Origin of the sequence: Brevundimonas sp. SGAir0440 (genome assembly GCF_005484585.1) — a bacterium.
GTDB lineage: Bacteria > Pseudomonadota > Alphaproteobacteria > Caulobacterales > Caulobacteraceae > Brevundimonas.
Genome location: NZ_CP039435.1, coordinates 1,648,045 through 1,671,604 on the forward strand (window position 1 = coordinate 1,648,045; position 23,560 = coordinate 1,671,604).

The 23,560-nt window shown below is 65.4% G+C and carries 22 protein-coding genes; 13 read left to right on the plus strand and 9 right to left on the minus strand.

What is annotated here, in order from left to right; translation table 11 throughout:
* The first annotated feature begins 5 nt into the window (after nucleotides 1–5).
* The gene (locus E7T10_RS15735; RefSeq protein ID WP_165116191.1) at nucleotides 6–152 is read left to right on the plus strand and encodes a hypothetical protein; all 147 of its coding nucleotides are present in this window, start codon (nucleotides 6–8) and stop codon (nucleotides 150–152) included.
* Nucleotides 153–156: 4 nt separating this feature from the next.
* On the opposite strand, the gene E7T10_RS08105 is transcribed toward E7T10_RS15735, so the two are convergent.
* The gene (locus E7T10_RS08105) at nucleotides 157–696 is read right to left on the minus strand and encodes a hypothetical protein (protein WP_137721408.1); all 540 of its coding nucleotides are present in this window, start codon (nucleotides 694–696) and stop codon (nucleotides 157–159) included.
* Between the two features lie 253 nt (nucleotides 697–949).
* On the opposite strand from E7T10_RS08105, the gene E7T10_RS08110 reads away from it, so the two are divergent.
* Both E7T10_RS08110 and E7T10_RS08115 read left to right on the plus strand, forming a co-directional pair.
* Nucleotides 950–3,907 carry a TonB-dependent receptor domain-containing protein gene (locus tag E7T10_RS08110; protein ID WP_371275310.1) on the plus strand — a complete coding sequence of 986 codons (2,958 nt, stop codon included), beginning with the start codon at nucleotides 950–952 and terminating at the stop codon, nucleotides 3,905–3,907.
* A 142-nt stretch (nucleotides 3,908–4,049) separates the two neighbouring features.
* Nucleotides 4,050–4,604 (plus strand): hypothetical protein, encoded by a 555-nt coding sequence (locus E7T10_RS08115; RefSeq protein WP_055808523.1) that lies wholly within the window; start codon nucleotides 4,050–4,052, stop codon nucleotides 4,602–4,604.
* A gap of 45 nt (nucleotides 4,605–4,649) precedes the next feature.
* Here E7T10_RS08115 and metH read toward each other — a convergent pair whose 3' ends face one another.
* From metH to E7T10_RS08135, 4 genes are read right to left on the minus strand one after another with little or no spacing between them, the layout of a single operon-like run.
* Nucleotides 4,650–7,316, minus strand: coding sequence for a methionine synthase (metH, locus tag E7T10_RS08120; RefSeq protein ID WP_137721410.1), 2,667 nt, complete (start codon nucleotides 7,314–7,316; stop codon nucleotides 4,650–4,652).
* Nucleotides 7,317–8,411, minus strand: coding sequence for a homocysteine S-methyltransferase family protein (locus E7T10_RS08125; protein ID WP_137721411.1), 1,095 nt, complete (start codon nucleotides 8,409–8,411; stop codon nucleotides 7,317–7,319).
* Complete coding sequence (gene metF, locus E7T10_RS08130) at nucleotides 8,408–9,364, minus strand: methylenetetrahydrofolate reductase [NAD(P)H] (protein WP_137721412.1); 957 nt, start codon at nucleotides 9,362–9,364, stop codon at nucleotides 8,408–8,410. The genes E7T10_RS08125 and metF overlap by 4 nt, the downstream gene beginning before the upstream one ends.
* Nucleotides 9,364–10,323, minus strand: a complete 960-nt coding sequence (locus E7T10_RS08135) for a metalloregulator ArsR/SmtB family transcription factor (protein WP_137721413.1) — start codon at nucleotides 10,321–10,323, stop codon at nucleotides 9,364–9,366. The genes metF and E7T10_RS08135 overlap by 1 nt, the downstream gene beginning before the upstream one ends.
* A 119-nt stretch (nucleotides 10,324–10,442) precedes the next feature.
* On the opposite strand from E7T10_RS08135, the gene E7T10_RS08140 reads away from it, so the two are divergent.
* The gene (locus tag E7T10_RS08140) at nucleotides 10,443–10,832 is read left to right on the plus strand and encodes an EF-hand domain-containing protein (RefSeq protein WP_137721414.1); all 390 of its coding nucleotides are present in this window, start codon (nucleotides 10,443–10,445) and stop codon (nucleotides 10,830–10,832) included.
* A gap of 2 nt (nucleotides 10,833–10,834) precedes the next feature.
* Here the strand turns inward: E7T10_RS08140 and E7T10_RS08145 are convergent, their stop codons facing one another.
* Both E7T10_RS08145 and ettA read right to left on the minus strand, forming a co-directional pair.
* Nucleotides 10,835–11,761, minus strand: coding sequence for a 2-hydroxyacid dehydrogenase (locus E7T10_RS08145; protein WP_137721415.1), 927 nt, complete (start codon nucleotides 11,759–11,761; stop codon nucleotides 10,835–10,837).
* A 29-nt stretch (nucleotides 11,762–11,790) separates the two neighbouring features.
* Nucleotides 11,791–13,458: an energy-dependent translational throttle protein EttA gene (ettA, locus tag E7T10_RS08150; protein ID WP_017506497.1), complete on the minus strand. Its 1,668-nt coding sequence runs from the start codon at nucleotides 13,456–13,458 to the stop codon at nucleotides 11,791–11,793.
* 220 nt (nucleotides 13,459–13,678) lie between these two features.
* Here ettA and E7T10_RS08155 point away from each other — a divergent pair, with 220 nt between their 5' ends.
* A complete protein-coding gene (locus E7T10_RS08155) occupies nucleotides 13,679–15,082 on the plus strand; it encodes a Do family serine endopeptidase (protein WP_026108432.1) in 1,404 nt (467 codons plus the stop codon).
* A 4-nt stretch (nucleotides 15,083–15,086) separates the two neighbouring features.
* On the opposite strand, the gene E7T10_RS08160 is transcribed toward E7T10_RS08155, so the two are convergent.
* A complete protein-coding gene (locus E7T10_RS08160; RefSeq protein ID WP_137721416.1) occupies nucleotides 15,087–15,509 on the minus strand; it encodes a VOC family protein in 423 nt (140 codons plus the stop codon).
* Between the two features lie 74 nt (nucleotides 15,510–15,583).
* Here E7T10_RS08160 and E7T10_RS08165 point away from each other — a divergent pair, with 74 nt between their 5' ends.
* From E7T10_RS08165 to E7T10_RS08200, 8 genes are all read left to right on the plus strand, one after another.
* A complete protein-coding gene (locus E7T10_RS08165; RefSeq protein WP_137721417.1) occupies nucleotides 15,584–16,900 on the plus strand; it encodes a replication-associated recombination protein A in 1,317 nt (438 codons plus the stop codon).
* Between the two features lie 71 nt (nucleotides 16,901–16,971).
* On the plus strand, nucleotides 16,972–17,415 hold the full coding sequence (locus tag E7T10_RS08170) for a hypothetical protein (RefSeq protein WP_137721418.1): 444 nt from the start codon (nucleotides 16,972–16,974) through the stop codon (nucleotides 17,413–17,415).
* Between the two features lie 39 nt (nucleotides 17,416–17,454).
* Nucleotides 17,455–18,177, plus strand: a complete 723-nt coding sequence (locus E7T10_RS08175; protein WP_137721419.1) for an RluA family pseudouridine synthase — start codon at nucleotides 17,455–17,457, stop codon at nucleotides 18,175–18,177.
* Nucleotides 18,178–18,241: 64 nt separating this feature from the next.
* The gene (locus E7T10_RS08180; protein WP_039247208.1) at nucleotides 18,242–18,730 is read left to right on the plus strand and encodes a hypothetical protein; all 489 of its coding nucleotides are present in this window, start codon (nucleotides 18,242–18,244) and stop codon (nucleotides 18,728–18,730) included.
* 40 nt (nucleotides 18,731–18,770) lie between these two features.
* Entirely contained in the window at nucleotides 18,771–19,166 is a 396-nt protein-coding gene (crcB, locus tag E7T10_RS08185; RefSeq protein ID WP_137721420.1) for a fluoride efflux transporter CrcB, read from the plus strand.
* Complete coding sequence (locus E7T10_RS08190) at nucleotides 19,163–20,188, plus strand: RluA family pseudouridine synthase (RefSeq protein ID WP_137721421.1); 1,026 nt, start codon at nucleotides 19,163–19,165, stop codon at nucleotides 20,186–20,188. Before crcB ends, E7T10_RS08190 begins: the two co-directional genes overlap by 4 nt.
* Nucleotides 20,185–21,684 (plus strand): putative 2OG-Fe(II) oxygenase, encoded by a 1,500-nt coding sequence (locus E7T10_RS08195; RefSeq protein ID WP_137721422.1) that lies wholly within the window; start codon nucleotides 20,185–20,187, stop codon nucleotides 21,682–21,684. Before E7T10_RS08190 ends, E7T10_RS08195 begins: the two co-directional genes overlap by 4 nt.
* Nucleotides 21,685–21,701: 17 nt before the next feature.
* Nucleotides 21,702–22,454 (plus strand): ATP12 family chaperone protein, encoded by a 753-nt coding sequence (locus E7T10_RS08200; RefSeq protein ID WP_137721423.1) that lies wholly within the window; start codon nucleotides 21,702–21,704, stop codon nucleotides 22,452–22,454.
* 23 nt (nucleotides 22,455–22,477) lie between these two features.
* Here the strand turns inward: E7T10_RS08200 and E7T10_RS08205 are convergent, their stop codons facing one another.
* Nucleotides 22,478–23,257 (minus strand): pseudouridine synthase, encoded by a 780-nt coding sequence (locus E7T10_RS08205; RefSeq protein ID WP_137721424.1) that lies wholly within the window; start codon nucleotides 23,255–23,257, stop codon nucleotides 22,478–22,480.
* Nucleotides 23,258–23,560 lie beyond the last annotated feature (303 nt).

Sequence of the window (23,560 nt, forward strand, 5' to 3'; positions counted from 1 at the left end):
CCCCAATGGCCCGTTCGATCGCCAACGCTGTATCAAATCGGCTTCCGTTCGTCGCGGCGGCGATCCTGTGTCTCGCCGCGGTGCAACTGATCGCCGCCTCCTGCACGCCGGAGCCCGCACCCTATGCGGCGCGAGTGATGATCCAACGCTAGCGACCTATTCGCGGCGGACCCGGAAAGGCGGATCGTTCGCCACCTTCATCATGTAGCTTCCCAACGCCGCCCTGCGCACGGTCACCGGATACTGCCGGTTCGCCGAAAATAGCACATCCACGCCGTCGGTCTTTCGCCATACCGAGCCATCATCCAGCGTGATGGACCATTCGCCCCGGCCGAGGTTTCGGGCTGATGTCATCGTCGCCGAGATGGACTGCAATTCTTCGGATTCTCCTGAGCCGCCGAAGGGGTTCAAGCCCGTAACGTTGAAGCCGAACAGTCGACGTTGATTCTGTTCCACATCCTGCCGGCTGACGATCGCAACCTCGCCGGCGGCCGACAATCGAGCCGCGGCGGCGTCGAAACACGCCAGTCGGGCGGCATCGGCCGCGATCGTCGTGCATTGCGTCACGGCTCCGACCAAGTCGCTCCCTGACGAAGAAAAACCTTGCTGCGCTAGAGCTTGGTTTGACGCAAAAATAACCGATGCAACCGATAGAACGGCGATTTTTTTGGCGTGTCTTTCGTATGGACGGGGCATAATCTTCTTCGTCTGATTAAGTTGGCGGCCAGTATATCACTAGAATTCGGGTCGTGTCCGATGTCGCTGTGGCGACTATGGTGTGTCGTCTTTGCGACAGGCGTGTCTCCAATGTGTTCAAGCGCCACCTTCTCGCTGGACTTGCTGCCTGCGTTGGTATGCTCTCGCGCCCAACCGATCGCATGGTCGGCAAATGGCTAATGTATTGAGCAGTTCGTTTCTTACGATCTTGGCTCTTCTGGGAGAACAAGCCTTGAACACCAACAGATATCGTCGCGGCCTGCTGGCAACCACGATCATCGGCGGCGCCGCCTTGGCGATGGCCGCTACGCCCTCGTTCGCACAGTCGGCTGACGACCAAGCGACCGACGTCGGCGAGATCGTCGTTACGGGTTCGCGCATCGCGCGTCAGGACTATCGTTCGACCAGCCCGATCGTCACCGTCGATGCCCAAGACTTCCAGGCGACGGGTTCGGTCACGATCGACACCCTGATCAACGATCTGCCGCAGTTCACACCGTCGATCTCGTCGACCTCGAACAACCCGTCCAATGGCGGCCAGGCCAACATCAACCTGCGTAACCTCGGCTCGAACCGCACGCTGGTTCTGATGAACGGCCGTCGCGTCGTGCCGTCGAACTCGGACGGTTCGGTTGACGTCAACCTGATCCCGACTGCCCTGATCAAGAACATCGAAGTCATCTCGGGCGGCGCTTCGGCGGCCTATGGTTCGGACGCCCTGGCTGGCGTCGCGAACTTCATCCTAGACGAGAACTTCTCGGGCGTTCAGGTCGACGCCCAATACGGTGAAACCGATCGCAGCGACGGCAAGACCGAAAGCTACTCCGTCACCGTCGGCGGCAACTTCGACGATGACCGCGGCAACATGGTGCTGTCGCTCGGCCGTTCGACCCGCGACGTGATCTTCAACGCAGCACGTGACTTCTCGGCGGTGTCGGGTCCTTCGGGCACCTCGCCCCTGGGTTCGACGATCTTCGATAGCAACAACCTGCCAAGCCTGGCTTTGGTCAGATCTTACTTCAACAGCCCGACCCTGGTCGAAACGGGCGCGTTCGGTTTCAACGATGACAACACCCTGTTCTCGTATACCGGCAAGCTGAACGTCAAGAATCCGGCTGGAGCCGGCGCGGAATACACGGCGCCCGGCGCCAACTATACGTTCAACACAGGTCCGCTGAACTATCTGCAACTGCCGCTTGACCGTTACAACGTCTACGGTGGCGGCCGTTACAAGATCAATGACAACGCTGAGGTCTATGCCAATGCGCTGTTCACCCAGTATGTCGCCGACACCGAACTGGCGGCTAGCCCTGCGGCCAGCGGCACCGGCTTCCGCGTCCCGGCGACTAATCCGTTCATCACGGCTGATCTCCGAACGTTTTTGAATTCCCGTGCCAATCCGAACGGCTCCTTCCTGCTGAACAAGCGCTTCACCTCGCTGGGCGGTCGCCACTCGACGGAAGAGTACAACATTTATCAGATCACCACGGGCGTCCGTGGTCAGGTTCCGCAAAGCACCTGGACTTACGACGTTTACGGTTCGTATGGCCGCGTTTCCAATACGACCACTCAAACCGGCAACGTGTCTCGCTCGTCGGTTCAGCGACTGCTGGACGCTGCGGACGGTGGTCGCAGCCTTTGCGCGGGCGGCTTCGATCCGTTTGGCGTGACGGACCTGTCGGCGGAGTGCATCAACTACATCGGTCGTTCGGCGCGTAACTCGACCGTGACCGAACAACGCGTCATTGAAGCGTCGCTGCAAGGCAAGGCGTTCGATCTGCCGGCCGGTGAAGTTCGTGTCGCCCTCGGCGCTCAGTATCGCCAAGACGACTTCGCCTTCGGCGCGGACTCCTCGCTCGCTCAACAGAACGCCGTCACGCCTCACTTGGGCGCAAATGGCCAGCCGGACGGCGGCAACGTCGGTGGTTCGGAAATCGCCGGCTTCAACCCGACGCCTTCGCTGAGCGGTGGTACGAACTCCAAGGAACTGTTCATCGAAGCGCTGGTCCCGCTGCTCTCGGATCTGCCTTTTGTCGAGCAACTGGATCTGAACCTCGGCTATCGTTACGCCGACTACAGCACCGCTGGCGGTACGCAGGCCTATCGTGCGGAGCTAGACTGGACTGTCGCTGGCGGCCTGCGCGCACGTGGCGGTTATAGCCGCTCGGTCCGTGCACCTTCGATCGGCGAACTGTTCGCCACCGCAAGCACGAACTTCCCGAGCATCGGCGCGCCGTCGGCGACGGGCACGGGCGGTGATCCCTGCGACATCCGCAGCAGCTTCCGCCAGGGGTCGAACGCCGCCGCCGTCCGTGCACTGTGCTTGGCGCAAGGCATTTCGGCTCAGGCGATCGATCGCTACACCTTCTCCAACAACCAGGTCGAAAGCCGCACCGGCGGTAACCCGAACCTGTTTGAAGAGACGTCGGACAGCTGGTCGGCCGGTCTGGTGTATCAATCGCAGTTCGCGTCGCCCTGGCTGTCGGGCTTCTCGGCTTCGATCGACTACTACAACATCGAAATCACCGACGCGATCGGATCGATTGCGGCCGACGACTCGCTGGCCGGCTGCTTCAACGTCACCGGCGAAAACCCCACCTTCAGCAACGCCAACAGCTATTGCCAGCTGTTCAGCCGCGATCCTCTTTCCGGCAACATTGTCGGCGCGATTGAAAATCAGGCCAACCTTGGCATGATCAAGACGTCTGGCGTCGACTTCCAGGCCGACTGGGCCGTCAACATCGCCGACATCGGTGGTGGTGACTGGGGTCGTCTGAAGTTCAACACGGTCATCAGCTGGCTGGAGAACTATGAAGACAACGTCGTCGAAGGCGGCGCCTTCACTGACCGTACGGGCACCATCGACAGCACCTTCGGCAACACCTTCCCGGAATGGAAAGCCCTGACCTCGGTGACCTGGGCGAGCGGTCCGTTCTCGGTCGGCGCACGCTGGCGTCGGGTTGGCGAAATCACGGTGATCAACACCACCGAGGTTCTGCCTTCCATCGACTACTTCGATCTGAACGGTTCGTGGTCCATCAACGACACGGTGTCGCTGCGTGGCGGTGTGAACAACCTGACCGACGAACAGCCGAACGTCTTCGTTCCGGGCGTTCAGGCCAACACCGACCCGTCGACCTACGACGTGCTGGGTCGCCGTTACTACGTCGGTCTGACCGCCAAGTTCTAAGGCCGGTCAACGACACAAGACTGAGGCGGCGGAGCAACGCTCCGCCGCCTTTTTCGTTTAAGCGGCGCCGTAGAAAAACCATTCGGGCAGGCGAGCGTTATGGATCGTCGCCTGTTTGCGGCGCGCTCCTTCAAGGAAGATCATGCTGAAATTTGTCGTTCCCGGACTGTCGGTCCTGTCGCTGCTGGCTGCCGGCGCGGCGGTCGCTCAAACTCAGGACGGACCGATCGTGACGGGTAATCGCTCGGGCGAGACGGCCGACGCGTTGAAGACGCGCGAAGCCATCGCCTATGCACGGCCGTTGCCGCGGGGCGCGCCGAGCGCCGACTATCCGCTGGTGGCGTGGTGCGATGCCCTGGTGACGGGCCATGCCGATCTGGGCGAGACGCTGACGTCGCGCGCGCCTGAGGATGTCGAGCTGGTGCGTCTGGGCCGTCTCGAAGCCCAGGATTTCCGCAGCGCCCTGGCGGCGGCCGCGCCGCGCCAATCGGCGGCTTCGAAGGCCGAGGCCGAGCAGGCCGTCGCCGCCGTCAAGGCGCAGTGGGCCCCGCTGATGGCGAACCCCGACGCCGAGGCGCGCAGCCAGTCGTTCGGCCTGTTCTTCGGTCTGCCGGGCCGCTGCGAGCACGCCGCGCGCCGCCTGCGCGACAACATCACTACGCCGCCCGCCACGCTGGAGAGCGTCGGCATCAACTGACCGGTTCGGCGGTTACCCGATGACAGACGGCGGCTTGAGCCCGGCTCAAGCCGCCGTTTCGCGTTTGGCGGCGTAGGGATCGTAGTTGAGGATGGGCGCCAGCCAGCGCTCAGCCGTGGGGACGTCCCAACCCTTGCGGCGGGCGTAGTCCTCGACCTGGTCCAGATCGATCTTGCCGACGCCGAAATAGTGGCTGCCGGGATGGCCGAAATAGAGGCCCGACACGGAGGCCGGGGGCGTCATGGCGAAGCTTTCGGTCAGGGCCATGCCGGCGTGGTTTCCGGCGTCGAGCAGGCGGAAGAGGGTGGCTTTTTCCGTGTGATCGGGCTGGGCCGGGTAGCCGGGGGCAGGTCGGATGCCCTGATATTGTTCGGCGATCAGAGCATCGATATCGGCCGTCTCATCGGCGGCATAGCCCCACAGGGTGGTGCGGACCTCTTTGTGCAGCCGTTCGGCGAAGGCCTCGGCCAGACGGTCGGCCAGGGCGGTGGCGAGGATGGCGGAATAGTCGTCACCGGCGTCCTTGAACCGTTTGGCGATTTCCAGCTCGCCGTGACCGGCGGTGACGGCGAAGGCGCCGATATAGTCGTCGCCCTCATCCGCGATGAAGTCGGACAGAGCCAGGTTCGGTTTGCCGTTCGACTTCTTGATCTGTTGGCGCAGGGTATGGAAGCGGGCGATCTCGGCGTCGCGGCCTTCGTCGGCGAAGACGATGACATCGTCGCCGTCGGCGCGCGCAGGCCAGAAGCCGACGACGCCTTTGGCCGTGAACCACTTCTCGTCGATGATCCGCTTCAGCATGACCTGCGCGTCGGCGAACAGGTCGCGCGCGGCCTCGCCGACGATCTCGTCGTCCAGGATCAGCGGATAGCGGCCGATCAGCTCCCAGCTGGCGAAGAAGGGCGTCCAGTCGATGTGGTCGGCCAGATCCTGCAGGTCCCAGGCGTCAAACGCCTTCACACCAAAGAAGGCTGGCTTGCCGGGCATGGGCTGGGCGGGGTCGATGCGGAAGCGGTTCTCGCGCGCCTGAGCCAGGGTGGCGCGGGCCTTCACCTCCTGGCCGCGGGCATATTGCTCGCGGATGCGAATGTATTCGTCGCGGGTGGCGGCTTCGTTCTTCGCGCGCTCGGTCTTGGACAGCAGGCCCGAAACGACGCTGACGGCGCGCGAAGCGTCGACGACATAGGTGGTCGAACCCCGGCGGTAGGCGGGCTCGATCTTGACCGCCGTATGTGTGCGGCTGGTGGTGGCGCCCCCGATCAGCAGGGGTATGTCGAAGCCGCGCCGCTCCATTTCGGCGCCGACGAAGACCATTTCGTCCAGCGACGGCGTGATCAGGCCCGACAGACCGATGATGTCGACGTTGTGAGCCTTGGCCTCGTCCAGGATGCGGTCGGCCGGGACCATGACGCCCAGGTCGATGACCTCGTAGTTGTTACATTGCAGCACGACGCCGACGATGTTCTTGCCGATGTCGTGGACGTCGCCCTTGACGGTCGCCATCAGAATTCGACCCGCCTGCTCTCGCGGCTTGCCGGCCTTTTCGGCCTCCATAAAGGGCTCCAGCCAGGCGACGGCCTGTTTCATTACGCGGGCGGACTTCACCACCTGCGGCAGGAACATCTTGCCCGAGCCGAACAGGTCGCCGACGACGTTCATCCCGTCCATCAACGGGCCTTCGATGACGTGCAGCGGGCGCTCGCACGCCAGGCGCGCCTCTTCGGTGTCGGCCTCGATGAACTCGGTGATGCCGTTGACCAGGGCGTGTTCGATCCGCTTGCCGACCGGCTGCTCGCGCCATTTCAGATCGACGACGCGGGCCTGGCCCTTCTCGCCCTTGTAGCGGGGCGCCATGTCGACCAGCCGCTCGGTGTTCGAGACATTGGTCCGCTGCGGCCGATTCAGGATCACATCCTCGACCGCCTCGCGCAGCTCGGCCTCGATGTCGTCATAGACCGGCAGGTCGCCGGCGTTGACGATGCCCATGTCCATGCCGGCGTTGATGGCGTGGTACAGGAAGACGCTGTGAATCGCGCGGCGCACCGGCTCGTTGCCGCGGAAGCTGAACGAGACGTTCGACACCCCGCCCGAGACGCGAGCATAGGGGAGAGTGCGTTTGATCTCCCGCGTCGCCTCGATGAAGTCGACGGCGTAGTTATCATGCTCCTCAATCCCGGTCGCCACGGCAAAGATGTTGGGGTCGAAGATGATGTCCTCGGGCGGGAAGCCGACCTCGTTGACCAGAATGTCATAAGCGCGTGTGCAGATTTCGATCTTGCGCGCGGCGGTGTCGGCCTGGCCCACCTCGTCGAAGGCCATGACCACGACGGCGGCGCCGTAGCGCAGGCATTTGATCGCATGGTCGCGGAAGGCCTGTTCGCCCTCCTTCATGCTGATCGAGTTGACGATGGGCTTGCCTTGGACGCACTTAAGGCCCGCCTCGATCACCTCCCACTTGGAGCTGTCGATCATCACCGGCACGCGGGCGATGTCGGGCTCGGCCGCGATCAGGTTCAGGAAGGTCCGCATGGCGACGACGCCGTCCAGCAGCCCTTCATCCATGTTGACGTCGATGATCTGGGCGCCGGCTTCGACCTGTTGGCGGGCGACGTCCAGCGCCGCCGAATAGTCGCCCTCGACCACCAGCTTGCGGAATTTGGCCGAACCGGTGACGTTGGTGCGTTCGCCGACGTTGATGAAGACAGGACGCACTTACGCTACCAATTCAAAAGGTTCGAGGCCGGACAAACGCAGGGCCACCGGTCGTTCCGGGATGGCGCGGGGCTTCAGCGGCGCGACCTCTTCGGCGACGTGACGAATGTGGTCCGGCGTCGTGCCGCAGCAGCCCCCGACGATATTGACCAAACCCGACGCGGCCCATTCCTCGATGAAGTGGGCGGTCTCGTGCGGTTCTTCGTCGTACTGGCCCATGGCGTTGGGCAGGCCGGCGTTGGGATAGGCGGCGACCAGGGTGTCGGCGACGCGGCTCAGCTCGGCGATGAAGGGGCGCATCAGGTCGGCGCCCAGGGCGCAGTTGAAACCGACGGCGAAAGGTTTGGCGTGGCGCACGCTGTTCCAAAAGGCCTCAGCCGTCTGGCCCGACAAGGTGCGGCCCGAGCGATCGGTGATGGTGCCGCTGATCCAGATGGGCAGGGCGTCTAGCCCCTCGTCTTCCAAATCCTTGATCGCCTTGATCGCGGCCTTGCAGTTCAGCGTGTCGGTGATGGTTTCAATCAGATAGAGATCGACCCCGCCTTCGTTCAGCGCCTTCACCTGATGGCGATAGGCCTCATAGACCTGGTCGAAGGTCACGCTGCGGGCGCCGGGGTCGTTCACGTCGGACGACATCGACAGCATCTTGTTTAGCGGGCCGATGGAGCCGGCGGCGAAGCGCGGCTTGTGCGGCTCTCTTTCCGTCCAGCGATCGGCCGAGGCGCGGGCGAGCTTCGCGCCCTCCAGATTGATGTCCCATACCGCCTGGGCGTCTAGGGCGTAGTCCTCCTGGGCGATGGTGGTGCCGGAGAAGGTGTTGGTTTCGCTGATGTCGGCGCCGGCGGCGAAATACTGGTCGTGCAGGTCGGCGATGACATCGGGCCGGGTGATGCAGAGGATGTCGTTGTTCCCCTTCATCTGGTGTTTCTCGTCATAGCCGTTGGCGGCGACGAAGCGGTCCGCACGAAAGTCCGCCTCGTCCAGCCCGCGACGCTGGATCATGACACCCCAACTGCCATCGAGGACCAGGATGCGTTCCTTGGCCGCCTGATGCAGGGCGGCGATGCGTTCTGCCCGAGTTAGAGAAGCGGTCATTGAGCTGCCGCCGTCTCGCGCACGCCCAGAACGCGACAGATCGCATAGACCAGGTCGGCGCGGTTCAGGGTGTAGAAGTGGAAGTCCGAGAAACCCTCTTCCTGCAGGCGCGCGCAGGTCTCGGCGGCGACCGAGGCGGCCAGCAGTTTGCGGGTCTCAGGATCGTCGTCCAGGCCGTCGAAATGCGCTTTCAGCCAGTCGGGAATGCTGGCGCCGCACGCGCCGCACATCCGCTGAAGACCGGCGAAGTTGGACACCGGCATGACGCCGGGGATCAGGGGGATGGTGACGCCCGCCGCCCGCACCCGGTCGCGGAACCGCAGGAAGGCGTCGATATCGAAGAAGAACTGGCTGACCGCGCGCGTGGCGCCGGCATCCACCTTGGCCTTCAGCACCTCGATGTCGTAGTCGATGGATGGGCTTTCGGGGTGGCGTTCGGGATAGGCGCCGACCGTGACGTCGAAGCCGCCGATGCGGTTGATGGCGGCGGTCAGTTCGGTGGCGTTGGCATAGCCGTCGGCGCGCGGCTGATAGACCCCGCCGATGCCGGCGCCGCCGGGCGGATCGCCGCGCAGGGCCACGATGTGGTCGACGCCGATAGTCTTATAGCCTTCGATGACCTCGTCGACTTCTTCCCGGCTGGCCTCGACGCACGTCAGGTGGGCGGCGGGGCGGAGCGAAGTTTCCGTGATGATGCGCTGAACTGTGCGGTGGGTCCGCTCGCGTGTCGAACCGCCGGCGCCGTAGGTAACCGAGACGAAGGCGGGGATGAGAGGCTCCAGACGGCGGATCGCCTTCCACAGATTGGCCTCGGCCTCATCGGTCTTGGGCGGAAAGAATTCGAACGAGACACGCACGGCGTCGCGGTTCGATCCGGCGCGGGCGACGGGGCCAAGCGGCGACAGCAACAGGGCGCGGGCGTCGGCCAGGTTGAGGGAGGCGGAGGAGGCCATCAGGCGGTCTTTCTGTCCTGGACGCGGCGTTCCGCCGTCCAGATGGTCACGGTCAGGCCCTCGGCGTCGTGGGGCAGGGCGATGGGGGCCGATGGCGTCAGGCCGCCGTCGACCAGCCAGCCGTTGATCTCGCTGTCGGAGAAGCCCAGGCGGCGATGCTGATGCGCCTCACGCATATGTTCGAAGTCGTGCGGGGCGAAGTCGATGATGACCAGGCGGCCGCCCGGGCTGACCAGACGCGCGGCCTCGGCGACGGCGGCGGACGGATCGGACAGGTAGTGCAGCACCTGATGCACGATTACCAGATCGGCGCTGGCGGCAGGCAGGCGGGTGGCGAAGATGTCGCCGTGGCGCAGTTCGACCTGCTCCACGCCCGCCTTGGTGACGTTGGTGCGGGCGATGTTGAGCATGTTCTGGCTGAGGTCCAGCCCGACCGACATCTTGGCCTTCTTGCCGAACAGGGTCAGCATCCGACCCGAGCCCGTGCCCAGATCGACGACGCGTTCGAAGGGGCCGGGCCCCACAGCCTTTTCCAGCGCCGCCTCGACAGCGCTTTCGCTTACGTAGAGCGAACGCAGCCGGTCCCACTGGGGCGCGACCTGTTCGAAATAGCTGGCGGCGGCTTCCTCGCGGTCCTTGCGGACTTCGTCCAGTCGCCGATGATCGGCCTCGCCGGCATCCTCGGCCAGGATGTCCAGCACCGTGTCGATCAACCGGCGCGCCTGGGCGTCATGCGACAGACGGTAATAGACGCGGGCGCCGTCGGGAAAGCGCTCTATCAGCCCGGCGTCGGTCATCAGCTTGAGATGGCGAGACACCCGAGGTTGGCTCTGGTCCAGAATGCGGGACATTTCCATGACCGACAGTTCTTCGCTCGCGAGCAGCGACAGAAGGCGTAAACGGGTGGGTTCGCCGGCGGCGCGGAGGGCTTCGACAGTCTGATCGGCGGACAAGCTCATATGCTCATATAAAGATATCCTTATATGATTTGGCAAGTGAAATCGGTTTCTTGGAAACGCGTCGACGGGAATGGTTCGTGCGCGCGTTAAAGCCAGCAGACCCGTCTTGGAGTGATCTCATGCGTAGCCTGTTTATCGCCGCTCTTGCTGTCGCCGCCGCCGGTCCGGCGTTGGCCCAGAGCGACTTTCCGGAAACGCCGGCCTCTGAAATGTCAGGACGGCCCATGGGCGGACAGATGCGGCCGCCGGAGCGCGAAAATCTTGCCCAGATGCAGGCGCGCATGACCCAGATGTTCAACCGCCTGGACGCCAATGAAGACGGCGTGGTCGACGCCAGTGAACTGGCCAATGCGCGCGGCGGTCGGGTGCTGGCGCGCTTCGACGCCGATGCGGATGGACGCATCACTCGCGAGGAATTCGATGTGGGCCTCGCCGCGGCCTTCAAGGCGATGGACAAGAACGGCGACGGCGTGGTGACGGCGGACGAGCGGCCTCAGCGTCCCCGCTGAACTCAGACGACGGGCGTCTTCAGCGGTTCGCCCGCGAAGTGCGCCTGCAGATTTTCGATCAGCAGCATCAGCATGCCCTGCACCCCGGCGGTCGTTGCCCCGGCGGTGTGGGGCGTGAGAATGACATTGGGAACGTCGGCCCAGCGGGCTGGATCTGTCGGCTCCTCAATGAAGACATCCAGGGCCGCCTGACCCAGTGTCCCTGATTTCAGGGCGGCGATCAGGGCGTCTTCGTCCACGACCTGGCCGCGCGAGACGTTGACCAGCAGGCCGTCGGGGCCAAGCGCCTCGAGGATGTCCCGTGAGATCAGGCCGCGATTGGTCTCGTCCGCCTTGCAGGCGACGACGAGGATGTCGCTGGCCTTGGCGAGCGTTAGCAGGCTGTCGGCGCGTGGCCATTCGGCGTCGTGCGGCCGCGGCCCCCACCAACTGACCGCCATTCGGAAGGCCTCGGCGCGATGGGCGACGGCCTTGCCGATGTGGCCCAGACCGACGATGCCCAGCTTCTGCCCGGCGAGCGACGTCGTGATGGTGCGCGTCTCGAAGGTCCAGCCGCCGGCGCGGACCTGACGGTCGCCGGAGGCGATCTGGCGACGCGCGGCCAGGATCAGGCCCAGGGCGTGATCGGCGACATCCTCGTGATTGACGCCAGGCGCGTGGGTGACGGGCAGGCCGCGCCGGCGGCACCAGTCGATGTCGATCCCGTCATAGCCGGAGGTGAAACAGGCGATCAGGTCGAGATTGGGCAGGCGTTCGATCAGCGCCTTGTCCAGCGGCGCCTCGCCGGCGACGACCATGACGCGGATGTCGTGGGCGGCCTCGATCGGCGGACCTTCCCAGAAGCGATAAACATCGTAGGCGCTCTCCAGAAATCCCGAGAGCGGGGCGAGATGCCGCTGCATGATGAGAACGGCGGGGCGTTGGGTCATGCAGCGGCTCCTCTTGTCAGGTCAGGCGATCAGCGGCCGAACTTCTGGTGCTGGATGCGCTTGGGAATGATGCTGTCGGCGCCCAGGCGACGCATCTTGTCCTGTTCGTAGGCTTCGAAGTTGCCCTCGAACCATTCCACATGGCCGTCGCCCTCGAAGGCGAGGATGTGGGTGGCCAGGCGGTCGAGGAACCAGCGGTCGTGGGAGATGACCACGGCGCAGCCCGCGAACTCTTCCAGAGCCTCTTCGAGGTTCTGCAGCGTTTCGATGTCCAGGTCGTTGGTCGGTTCGTCGAGCAGGATCAGATTGCCGCCCGAGGCCAAGGTCTTGGCCAGGTGGACACGGTTGCGCTCACCGCCGGACAGCTGGCCGACCTTCTTCTGCTGATCGCCGCCCTTGAAGTTAAAGCTGCCGACATAGGCGCGGGTGTTGATCTCGCGCTTGCCGACCATCATCACGTCGGTGCCGCCCGAGATGGCCTGCCAGATGGTTTCGTCTGGCTTCAGGTCGTCGCGCGACTGGTCGACATAGGCCAGTTTGACCGTCTCGCCGACGCGGATCGAACCGCCGTCTGGCTGTTCCTGGCCGGTGATCAGCTTGAACATGGTCGACTTGCCGGCGCCGTTCGGGCCTATGACGCCGACGATGCCGTTGGGCGGCAGTTTGAAGGTCAGGTTGTCGAACAGGGTCTTGTCGCCGAACGACTTCTGCAGACCCTCGACTTCCAGAACGACGTTGCCGAGGCGCGGTCCGGGCGGGATCTGGATGTGAGCGTGCGTCTGGGCGCCGCGCATCGATTCCTGTTCCTCGACCATCCGTTCGTAGGCGGCCAGACGGGCCTTGGACTTGGCCTGACGGGCCTTGGCGCCTGAACGGACCCATTCCAGTTCGCGGGTGAGGGCGCGCTGACGCGCTTCGGATTCCGACTGCTCCTGCACGACGCGCTTCTGCTTGGCTTCCAGCCACGAGGAATAGTTGCCCTCGTGCGGGTGGCCCTTGCCGCGGTCCAGCTCCAGCGTCCACTTGGTGACCTGATCCAAGAAGTAGCGGTCGTGGGTGACCAGGATGACGCAGCCGGGGAAGTTTTCCAGGTGGTGCTGCAGCCAGGCGACGGATTCGGCGTCCAGGTGGTTGGTCGGTTCGTCCATCAGCAGCATGTCGGGCTTGGACAGCAGCAGACGGGCGAGCGCCACGCGGCGCTTCTCACCGCCGGACAGGTTGGTGACTTCCCAGTCGTCGGGGGGGCAGCGCAGGGCGCCCATGGCCTGGTCGATCCGGGCGTCGATGTCCCAGACGTCGCCGGCGTCGATCTTTTCCTGAAGGGAGGTCATCTCCTCCATCAGTTCGTCGGTGTAGTTCTCACCCAGTTCGGCGGCGACTTCGTTGAAGCGGTTGACCCATTGCTTCTCTTCGCACCAGGCCTCGACGTTCTGGCGCACGTTCAGGGCCGGATCGAGCTGGGGCTCCTGCTCCAGATAGCCGCGCTTAATGCCGTCGGCGGCGCGGGCCTCGCCGTTGAACTCGTTGTCCAGGCCGGCCATGATCTTCAGCAGGGTGGACTTACCCGAGCCGTTGACGCCGACGACGCCGATCTTGGCGTCGTTGTAGAAGCTGAGCCAGATGTTCTCGAAGATCTTGCGGCCGCCGGGGAAGGTCTTGGTCAGACCCTGCATCTGGAAAATATATTGCTGCGCCATGAGGTGCGGTGCGCCCTTCGGGTTTCGTCGGATTGGGAGGTTTGGCCGGATGTAGCGATCCTGCGCGCGAAGGGCAAATATGGCGGGCAGGGGGCCGAACGGAACGGCTGTAAAGCTTGTCCGTTGATGACAGTCCAACGCCTTGATCCGGCCCGAAACCGGGTGCGGAATGTCGTCGCTTTACGCCTGCCAGTCTCGGATGCCCCAGTTTCGGATGCCCATGAAGACCCGATCGATCGTGCTCGCCGCCGCCTTCGCCCTGTCGGCATGCGGCAATCCCTCGAACTCCAAGGCGCAGGAGGGCGAGTTCGCCCAGCCGACGCGCACCGCCCCGGCGGATGCGGCGGGAATGAAGTCCAGTTTCGCACCTGTGGTGCGATCCGCCGCGCCGGCCGTGGTCAATATCTCGGCACGTAGCGTGCAGCGGGTGCAGGCCGATCCCTTCTTCCAATTCTTCGGCGGCGGCATTCCCCAGGCGCGGGTGGCCGAGTCAGTGGGCTCCGGCGTCATCGTCCGCTCGGACGGGATCGTGGTGACCAACAACCACGTCATCGACGGCGCTCAGCAGATCAAGGTCGTCCTGAACGACCGGCGAGAGTTTCCCGCCACCGTCATCCTGGCCGACGAGCGCAGCGACATCGCCGTGCTGAGGCTGGAGAACGTCAGCGACCGCCTGCCGGTCTTGGCTATCGACGATCAGGAAGAGCAGCAGGTCGGCGATCTGGTCCTGGCCATCGGCAATCCGTTCGGCGTGGGCCAGACGGTGACCAACGGCATCATCTCGGCCCTGAACCGGACCGAGACCGGCATTTCCGACAGCGGGTCCTTCATCCAGACCGATGCGGCCATCAATCCCGGCAACTCGGGCGGGGCGCTGGTGGACATGGACGGCGACCTGATCGGCATCAACACCGCCATCTTCTCGCGCTCGGGCTCCTCGGCCGGGGTTGGCTTCGCCGTGCCGGCGGCCATGGTCAAGCGGGTCGTCGACAGCGCCCTGGGCGGCGCGACGGCTGTGGTTCGGCCGTGGCTGGGCGTGAAGGGCGATACGGTCACCGGCGACATCGCCGGCAGCCTGGGCCTGAGCCGGCCGCAGGGACTGGTCGTCACCGACGTCTATGCCAACGGCCCGGCCGCGCGCGCCGGTATTCGTCAGGGCGACGTCATCACCGCCGTCGATGGTCAGGAGATCAACGACCAGAACGGGCTGAACTACCGCGTCGGTTCGCGCAATCCGAACGATCAGGTGCAGGTGTCCATCCTGCGCGACGGTCGGGCTCAGACCTTGACGGCGCGAGTGCAGACCCTGCCGGGCGACGCCGATCCGAAGCAGGGGGTGACGATCCAGTCCGGTCCCTTCGCCGGCGCCGAGGTCGTGGCGCTTAGTCCCGCTCTGGCGGACCGCCTGGGCGGCGATCCGTTCGCGACGGGCGTCATCGTGACTGGCGTGTCCGGCCGCGGCTATGCGGCGCGCGCCGGCTTCCGTCAGAACGACCTGATCGTCAGCATCAACGGCCGCGCCATCGGCTCGGCCCGTGATGTCGAGGCCGCCAGTTCCGGTCGCGGCCCGTGGGAGGTCGTGGTCAACCGGGGCGGCCGTCAGATTCGCGGCGTTCTGAGATAGGTCGTCAGGCCTTCGTCGGCCCGCCGATCGACCAGGTGTGGCCGAAGGGATCGCGAAGGACGCCGTAGCGGTCGCCCCAGAACTGATCGGCCAGGTCCAGGACGGGTTCCGCGCCGCCGACGGTCATGGCGCGCGTCCACCAGGCATCGGGATCGGCGACTTGAAGGTGCAGGGTGACGCCGGCAGGGCGGACATTCTGGGAACCGCCGTATTCCGGAAACTCGTCATTCAACATGACACTGGCGCCGTTGATCTTCAGGTGGGCGTGCATCAGTCGCTCGCCGTCATCGGCCAGTCGACGGTCCAGCACCTCGGCGCCGAAGGCGATGATGTAGAAATCGATCGCCGCAGAAGCGCCGCGCGACGGGATGGTCAGGTGCGGCGTCACGCCAGAAGTCGGACCCTGGTTCGGATTGGCGTCGGTCATGGGGCGGTCTCCGTGGCGGTTCGCCATACTAACGCGTGAAAAGCCTTTGGCGAACGCCTACATAGGTCGCACCCATGAGCGACCTGTTCGAAGCCTCCGGCATTCTGCCCCCCGACGCCCCTCTGGCCGACCGCCTGCGTCCGCGCACGCTGGACGAGGTGGTGGGGCAGGATCATCTGCTGGGGCCAGGCGGGCCGATCAGGCGCATGATCGAGGCCGGGCGGTTGGGATCGATGATCCTGTGGGGCCCCCCGGGCACGGGCAAGACCACGATTGCGCGGCTGCTGGCCCAGGCCGCGGGCTATGAATATCAGGCGATCAGCGCGGTGTTCTCGGGCGTCGCCGACCTGAAGAAAGCGTTCGAGGCGGCGCGGATGCGGCGTGCGGCGGGACAGAGCACGCTGCTGTTCGTGGATGAGATCCACCGTTTCAACCGCGCCCAGCAGGACGGTTTTTTGCCGTTCGTCGAGGCGGGCGTCGTGACCCTGGTCGGGGCCACGACCGAGAACCCCAGCTTCGAGTTGAACGGCGCCTTGTTGTCGCGCAGTCAGGTCTATGTGCTGAAGCGGCTGGACGATCATGCCCTGGATCAGCTGCTGAGCCGGGCCGAGACGCATATGGACCGGACCCTGCCGCTGACGCCGGAGGCGCGGCAGGCGATTCTAGCCCTGGCCGACGGCGACGGGCGGTATCTGCTGACCATGTCGGAGGTGCTGTTCGACCTGCCGGACGGCGAAAAGCTGGACGTTCAGGGGCTGGCGGGCGTGCTGCAACGCCGGGCGCCCGCCTACGACAAGAGCCGAGAAGAACACTACAACCTCATATCCGCCCTGCATAAATCGGTTCGGGGCTCCGATCCCGACGCGGCGCTCTATTGGCTGGCGCGCATGCTGAACGGGGGGGAGGATCCGCTGTATCTGGCGCGGCGGATCGTGCGGATGGCGGTCGAGGACATTGGCGAGGCCGATCCGCTGTCGATCCTGGTCGCCAACGCGGCCAAGGACACCTACGATTTCTTGGGCAGCCCCGAGGGTGAACTGGCCCTGGCCCAGGCCGTGGTGCATCTGGCCACGGCGCCCAAGTCGGTCGGGGTCTATGAGGCGTTCAAGGCGGCCAAGAAGGCGGCCTATGAGACGGGTTCGCTGATGCCGCCCGCCCATATCCGCAACGCCCCGACCAAGCTGATGAAGTCGCTGGGGTACGGCAAGGGCTATCAATACGACCCCGACACGCCCGAGGGCTTCTCCGGCGCGAACTTCTTCCCCGACGAGATCGACCGTCGCACCTTCTACAAGCCCAAAGGCGAGGGGCACGAGGAGAAGGTCAAGGCGCGTTTGGAGCGCTGGGCCGAGATGCGAGCACGGCTGGCGGCGGACGCGTCCGGCGACTGACTGAACGCTGTTCATTGTCGCCAGTTGATAAGGCGGTTAGCGTTCCGGCCTGACATCCTTGGGAGGGGACGATGATCGAGACGGTGAAAACGCCCTGGCATCTGTGGCTGGTGGGCGTGTTGTCTTTGTTGTGGAATGGGTTCGGCGCGTTCGACTTCATCCAGACTACGACGCGGGGCGACGCCTATATGCGGGCGGCGGGTTTCGACGACGCCATGGTCGCCTATTACGAGGCCATGCCCGGCTGGATGTATGTGCCGTGGACGCTGGGGGTCTGGGGAGCGGTGATCGGCTCTGTGATGCTGCTTTTGCGCCGGCGTTGGGCGGTTCCGGCCTTCGGCCTTTCGCTGCTAGGCGCGTTGATCAGCCTGATCTATGGCAAGTTGATCGATCCTCCGCCGCCGGCGCCGCCCGAACTGGCGGCCATGAGCTGGATGCCGATCGTCATCCTGCTGATTGCGGTTCTACTGTTTGGTTATGCGTTCAATATGCGCAAACGCGGCGTGCTGCGCTGATGGGCTGACGCAGGGCGCGCCGTCGCGTATGGACGCGCCGTGACCCGCGTTCCTGCCGATCTTTCATCCGATGATATCGCCGCCGTCCGGTCGTGGGTGATCCACGAGGATGCGCACGTCATCGCCTTCTCAAAGCCGCCGGGCCTGTCCAGCCAAGGTGGGCGGATCAAGGCGCATACGCTGGACGATCTGCTGTGGGCGTTCGCGCGGTCGAACGGCAAGCGGCCGGAGCTGGTGCATCGGCTGGACCGCGACACCTCGGGCGTGATCCTGGCGGCCAAGACCAAGCCGGCGGCGAGTTTTCTGGGCAAGGCGTTGCAGATGCGGCGGTTCAGGAAACAGTATCTGGCCCTGCTGTCGGCGGCGCCTGAGCCCAAGGCGGCGACCATCGACGCGCCGTTGCGCCGCGAGGAGATCGGGCGCGAGAGTTATATGCGGGTCGTCGCCTTTGACGCGCCGGGCGCGCAAGGGTCGCAGAGCCGCTATCGGACCTTGGCCGCGGGACCGGAAGGGGCCGTGGTCGAGCTGGAGCCGCTGACCGGGCGGATGCACCAGCTTCGTGTCCACATGGCCCATATCGGTCGACCGTTGATCGGGGACGTGCGCTACGGCGGCGCGCTGACCACGTCGGTCGGGCCGGCGCCGCGCCTGATGCTCCACGCTTCCAAACTGAGCTTTCCGCATCCCGAGGGCGGGACGACGACCGTCGAAGCGCCGCCGCCCGAGGATTTCGCGACGCTGAGAACGGCGCTGGGTCTTTAGGGCGCGGGCGCTTCAGGGAACGCCGTGCGCGTTTTGGCGCTATGTCGTTGAAAGGATACCTTTGATGAAGCGTCTCGCCCTCGCCCTGACCGGTCTTTCCGCCCTGGCCCTGACCGCCTGCGCCAGCCTCGCCCCCTATGGCGCTCAGATGGGGCCGAACGGGCAGGGGTATTCGGAGCAGCGGATCGAATCCAACCGCTATCGTGTCACCTACAACGGCGTCGGCGCCGCGGGCCGTGTCGCTGATTGGGCGCTGGTGCGCGCCGCCGACCTGACCACGGAACAGGGCTACGACTGGTTCGAGGTGACGCAGAGCTGGACCGATGGTCGGCCGGGTGGCGCAGGCGGCGTCAGCCCGAGCGTCTCCATCGGCGGCGGCAGCAGCCGATATGGCGGCTATTCGGCCTCGGGCGTCGGCGTGGGCGTCGGTCTGAACTTCAGCGGACCGCAGCCAACCTCGACGACGCTGGAAGTCGTTTTGGGACGCGGCCAGAAGCCGGATCGTCCGAACGCCTATGACGCGCGCGCGGTCCAGAGCTCCATCCCGCGCTGACCATCGCTTTCGGCGCGGGCGGCGTATATATCGCCGCACGATGACACGTTTTCTTCTCGTTGCGGCAGGTGGCGCCATCGGCTCCATGGCGCGCTATGGCCTTGGCCTCGCTGCCGGGCGGCTCGCGCCCAATGCCGGTTGGCCCGTGGGCACCTTCGCCGCCAACGTCGCCGGAGGGCTGCTGATGGGTCTGCTCGTCGGCTGGCTGGCGTTCCGGGGTGGGGCGCAGCAAGAGATGGTGCGCCTGTTCGCCGCCGTCGGCGTGTTGGGCGGGTTCACGACCTTTTCGTCCTATTCGCTGGAAGCGGCGCAGATGATCGAGCGCCGCCAGATCGGCCTGGCCGCCGCCTATGTGATCGGCTCGGTGGTTCTGGCGATCGCGGCCCTGTTCGTCGGGCTGATGGTCGCCCGCCGCGCCTTTGGAGTTCCCGCTTGACCGATCAGCCGCCCGCAGCAGATACGCCCAAGCGCGAAGTCCTGACGATCTATGTCGCCGAGGACGAGGACGGCATCCGGCTGGATCGTTGGTTCCGCCGGCGCTGGCCGCACCTGTCCAACATCCAGGTGCAGAAGATGGCCCGCAGCGGTCAAATCCGCGTGGACGGCGCCCGTATCAAACCCGAAGGCCGGCTGACCGCCGGCGCCGCCGTGCGCGTGCCGCCGATCCCCAACGACACTTCTCGCCAGGCGGGCGACGCCCACACCTTGTCCGAAAAGGACATCGCCTTCGCCAAGTCGCTGGTCCTGTACGAAGACGACATGGTCATCGCCTTGAACAAGCCGCATGGCCTGGCGGTGCAGGGCGGGACCAAGACGAGCCGTCACGTGGACCGTCTGCTGTCGGCCTGGGGCGAGGGATTGGAGCGGCCGCGACTGGTCCACCGGCTGGACCGCGACACCTCGGGCGTTCTGCTGCTGGGCAAGGGGCCGGAGGCGGCCAAGCGATTGGCGGGCGCCTTTGCGCGGCGGCAGGCCAGGAAGACCTATTGGGCCATCGTCATCGGCAATCCGAAACCCTATTCGGGCCAGATCGACATGCCGCTGAAGAAGACCGGCATCAACGACTTCGAGATGATGCGCCCGGCCGAACGCAAGGACCCACGCGCCGAACCGGCCGAGACGGCGTTCTCGACCATCAGCCGCGCCTCGCACCGGGCGTCATGGATGGCCCTGCGCCCCTTCACCGGACGGACGCACCAGCTGCGCGCCCATATGGCGGGCATCGGCCACCCCATTTTGGGCGATCCGAAATACGGCGACGAGAAATCGCGCGAACTGTCGGGCCCGCTGAAGCTGCAACTGCACGCCCGCAGCATCGAACTGGACCACCCGCGCGGCGGCGTTCTCAAGGTCACCGCTCCTTTGAGCCCCGAGATGAAAGCCGGCTTCGCCCACTTCGGCTTTTCCGAGGACGAGGCCGAAGACGATCCGTTCCTGGGCGTGAAGCGAATCCGGTGACGTCGGGCCTCCAAGCGCAGGTTTGGCAGGCTACGGTCGAAAGGGCCAAGGCTCTGGCCGCCGCCGGGCGGCTGAACGCGGCCTTGGATATGCTGGCGCCGATAGCGCAGCAGGCCGATGCGCCGTGGCAGGCCTTGTCAGTGCAGGCCGATCTGATGAAGCGGGCGGGGCGTCTGGACGACAGTGCGGCGCTATCGCAGCGCCTCGTCGCCGTTCGGCCGCAGAGCGTGCCGGCGTGGCATAATCTGGCGTCCACCCTCGGCGATCTTGGGCGGGCGGCCGGGGCCGAGGTCGCCTGTCGCGCCGCCATGTCGATCGGCGGCGATGCGCCCGAAACCTGGCTGGTGCTGGCGCGGGCGTTGCAAGCGCAAAGCCGGTTCGACGAGGCCGAGGACGCCTATCGTCAGGCGCTGCTGCGGCGGCCCGGCTATGGCGACGCGCTGCGCGATCTCAGCCAGTTGATCTGGATGCGGGATGCCGATCTGGAAACCGCCTGCGCGCCGCTGGACGCCGCCATCGCCGTTTCGCCAACGACGCCTTTGCTGCGCCAGATCAAGGCGAAGCTGCTGGAATATGCAGGGCAGGGCGAGCGGGCCTACCACACCCTGGTCGCCGGGCCGCTGGATGGGCCGGGGGAACTGGCGGCGGCGCAGGCGTGCCTGACGCGGGACCCGAGCCGGGCGCTGGACCACGCGAACCGGGCGGCGGCTCTGGCCGGCGGCGAGGTCGCGGCGATCATGGTGACGCAGGCCGAATGCCTGCTGGCGCTGGGGCAGGCTAAGGCGGCGCTCGCTACCATTGAAGCGCTTAGGGCGCGCGAGCCGCTGAACCAGCATGTGCTGGCCTTTCAGGCGACGGCGTGGCGGATGCTGGGCGACCCTCGATACCGTGATCTTTATGACTACGACGCCTTCGTGCGGCCGTATCGGCTGGAGGCGCCGGAAGGGTGGGCGTCGCTGGAGGCCTATCTGGTCGATCTGGCGAAGGCGCTGCACGATCTGCACACATTGAAGACCCATCCGGTAGGCCAGTCGCTGCGCGGCGGATCGCAGACCAGCGCGTCTCTGACCCAAAGCGACGATCCGGCCATTCGCGCCTTCTTCCAGGTCATCGACAAGCCGATTCGCGACTATATGGCGGCGTTGGGCCGGGGCGACGACCCGCTGAGAGCACGCAATACGGGCCACTATCGCATCCAGGGCAGTTGGTCGGTGCGGTTGAGGCCGAACGGATTTCACGCCGACCATATTCATTCGAACGGCTGGCTGTCCTCGGCCTGCCATATCGAACTGCCGCCGGCGGTGCAGGGTGAGGGGCGCGAGGGCTGGTTGCGGTTCGGTGCGCCGCCCGGCCTGCCGAGCTTGGCGGCCGAACACTATGTGCAGCCCCAACCCGGCACGTTGGTGCTGTTTCCTTCCTATATGTGGCATGGCACCCAGCCGTTCGGCGGCGAGGCGTCGCGTCTGACGCTGGCGTTCGACGTCGTGCCGGCCTGATTCCAACGGACCCTCTGATGACCGATCAACCCGCCCCGCATCGCCCGCGTTTCGTCGAACAGTCGCCGGATCGCATCTCGCGTTTCTGGACCGAGGCGGGCGTCGGGCCGCATGCAGACGGGGGCTGGGCCGTGCTGTTAGATGGCCGTGCGCCCAAGACCCCGGCCAAAGCGCCGCTGGTTCTGCCGAACCAGGCTGCGGCGCAGTTGGTCGCGGACGAATGGGCGGCGCAAGGGCAGTTTCTGGATCCGTCGACCATGCCGGCGACGCGCTTGGCCTCGACCGCGATCGACCGGATCGGTCAGGCGCGCGATGCGGTGGCGGACGAGATCGCCGCCTATGCCGGATCGGACGTGGTCTGCTATCTGGCTGAGCATCCGACGCCGCTGGTCGAACGGCAGGCGCGGGAGTGGGGTCCGTGGCGCGATTGGGCCGCGCGCGAGATGGGTGTGGTGCTGGAGCCGGTTGAAGGCATCGTGCATCGGCAGCAGTCCCCTGACGCCATCGCAAAGGTGAAAGCGTATGCCCTGTCGCTGGACGATTTCCGCCTGACCGGTCTGGCGACGGCCGTGCCGCTGTTGGGGTCGGCTGTACTGGCCTTGGCGGTGGAGCAGGGGGCGTTGGATGGCGGGGCGGCGTTCGACCTGTCGCGGATCGACGAGCTGTTTCAGGAAGAACAGTGGGGCGTGGACGCCGAGGCCGCCGAACGCACCGAGGCGCGCCGTGCGGAGGCCCAACTGCTGGACCGGTGGTTCAGAGCGCTTGATTAGGGCGCTCGATCAGGGCGCTCGATTTAGGGCGCTGGCGGCGTCGTCGAGGCCGCGATCAGCATGGCACGTTCCTGATTGGTCAGGTGACGCCAGCGGCCTTCAGGCAGGTCGCCCAGCTCCAGCGGGCCGATGCGGATGCGATACAGATCCACGACCTCCAGACCGACCAGTTCGCACATGCGGCGGATCTGGCGATACTTGCCCTCCGTCAGGATAAAACGCAGGCTTTGCGGACCCGTCTGGGTGACGCGGGCGGGCTTTAGCGGCTTGTCGTTCAGCGACAGGCCGTGGCGCAGCTTGCTGAGATTGCCTTCGGTGATCTGGCCTTCGACGACGACCAGATATTCTTTGTCCAGTTCGGACGCCGGGCCGATCACCGCCTTGGCGACGACGCCGTCCGATGACAGCAGCAGCAGGCCGCGCGAATCTTCGTCCAATCGACCGATCGGGGGAAGAGAGGCGTCGCGGGCAGGCGTGTCGCCCTCGCCGATACGATTGGGCGTCTTCAGCAATCGCACGGCCGGGATCTTGCCGGGATCGGGCTGGCCCGAGACGTAACCTACCGGCTTGTGCAGCACCAGCGTCATGCCCGTCGCCAAGGCCGCCTGGGCGGTGTCGTTCAGGGTCAGGGTTTCGCCGGGTTGAATCTTTCGGCCGGCGTCGCTGATCGTCTCGCCATCGATGGAGACCAGACCATTGGCGATTAGGGTATCAGCCTCGCGCCGCGAACAGACGCCGGTCTGGCCCAGCCACTTGTTCACGCGAACGGGTTCGTCGCCGTCATAGGTGCGGGTGAAGGCCATGCGATTCCGTCGTCCAGTCGATGCGGCTGTCTAGAGCCGGGCGGGATCGCGAGCAAGCGGGTCGCCGTTTTCAGGATCAGCAAGGCGAGTCTGTTCGAACTGGCAGGTTGATCCGGACGAGATCATCACTATATCTGGCGGCATTCCACAAATGATCCAGAGTGCGGGACGACACGCGTCGGGCCCGTCGATTTTCGTTTTTCTGGTCATCGGCGTGGGTGGTTCGACAGCGTCGCTTGTCGGATCTAGATCAGTATTTAAACATCTCAAGGAGACGTCTTGTTCGCTCAAAACAAATCTTCC

Excerpts from the sequence above, each read along its gene's own strand:
- E7T10_RS15735 (WP_165116191.1), top strand. The coding sequence starts at position 6 with ATGGCCCGTTCGATCGCCAACGCTGTATCAAATCGGCTTCCGTTCGTC.
- E7T10_RS08105 (WP_137721408.1), bottom strand. The coding sequence starts at position 696 with ATGCCCCGTCCATACGAAAGACACGCCAAAAAAATCGCCGTTCTATCG.
- E7T10_RS08115 (WP_055808523.1), top strand. The coding sequence starts at position 4,050 with ATGCTGAAATTTGTCGTTCCCGGACTGTCGGTCCTGTCGCTGCTGGCT.
- E7T10_RS08125 (WP_137721411.1), bottom strand. The coding sequence starts at position 8,411 with ATGACCGCTTCTCTAACTCGGGCAGAACGCATCGCCGCCCTGCATCAG.
- metF (WP_137721412.1), bottom strand. The coding sequence starts at position 9,364 with ATGGCCTCCTCCGCCTCCCTCAACCTGGCCGACGCCCGCGCCCTGTTG.
- E7T10_RS08135 (WP_137721413.1), bottom strand. The coding sequence starts at position 10,323 with ATGAGCTTGTCCGCCGATCAGACTGTCGAAGCCCTCCGCGCCGCCGGC.
- E7T10_RS08140 (WP_137721414.1), top strand. The coding sequence starts at position 10,443 with ATGCGTAGCCTGTTTATCGCCGCTCTTGCTGTCGCCGCCGCCGGTCCG.
- E7T10_RS08145 (WP_137721415.1), bottom strand. The coding sequence starts at position 11,761 with ATGACCCAACGCCCCGCCGTTCTCATCATGCAGCGGCATCTCGCCCCG.
- ettA (WP_017506497.1), bottom strand. The coding sequence starts at position 13,458 with ATGGCGCAGCAATATATTTTCCAGATGCAGGGTCTGACCAAGACCTTC.
- E7T10_RS08155 (WP_026108432.1), top strand. The coding sequence starts at position 13,679 with ATGAAGACCCGATCGATCGTGCTCGCCGCCGCCTTCGCCCTGTCGGCA.
- E7T10_RS08160 (WP_137721416.1), bottom strand. The coding sequence starts at position 15,509 with ATGACCGACGCCAATCCGAACCAGGGTCCGACTTCTGGCGTGACGCCG.
- E7T10_RS08165 (WP_137721417.1), top strand. The coding sequence starts at position 15,584 with ATGAGCGACCTGTTCGAAGCCTCCGGCATTCTGCCCCCCGACGCCCCT.
- E7T10_RS08170 (WP_137721418.1), top strand. The coding sequence starts at position 16,972 with ATGATCGAGACGGTGAAAACGCCCTGGCATCTGTGGCTGGTGGGCGTG.
- E7T10_RS08180 (WP_039247208.1), top strand. The coding sequence starts at position 18,242 with ATGAAGCGTCTCGCCCTCGCCCTGACCGGTCTTTCCGCCCTGGCCCTG.
- crcB (WP_137721420.1), top strand. The coding sequence starts at position 18,771 with ATGACACGTTTTCTTCTCGTTGCGGCAGGTGGCGCCATCGGCTCCATG.
- E7T10_RS08200 (WP_137721423.1), top strand. The coding sequence starts at position 21,702 with ATGACCGATCAACCCGCCCCGCATCGCCCGCGTTTCGTCGAACAGTCG.
- E7T10_RS08205 (WP_137721424.1), bottom strand. The coding sequence starts at position 23,257 with ATGGCCTTCACCCGCACCTATGACGGCGACGAACCCGTTCGCGTGAAC.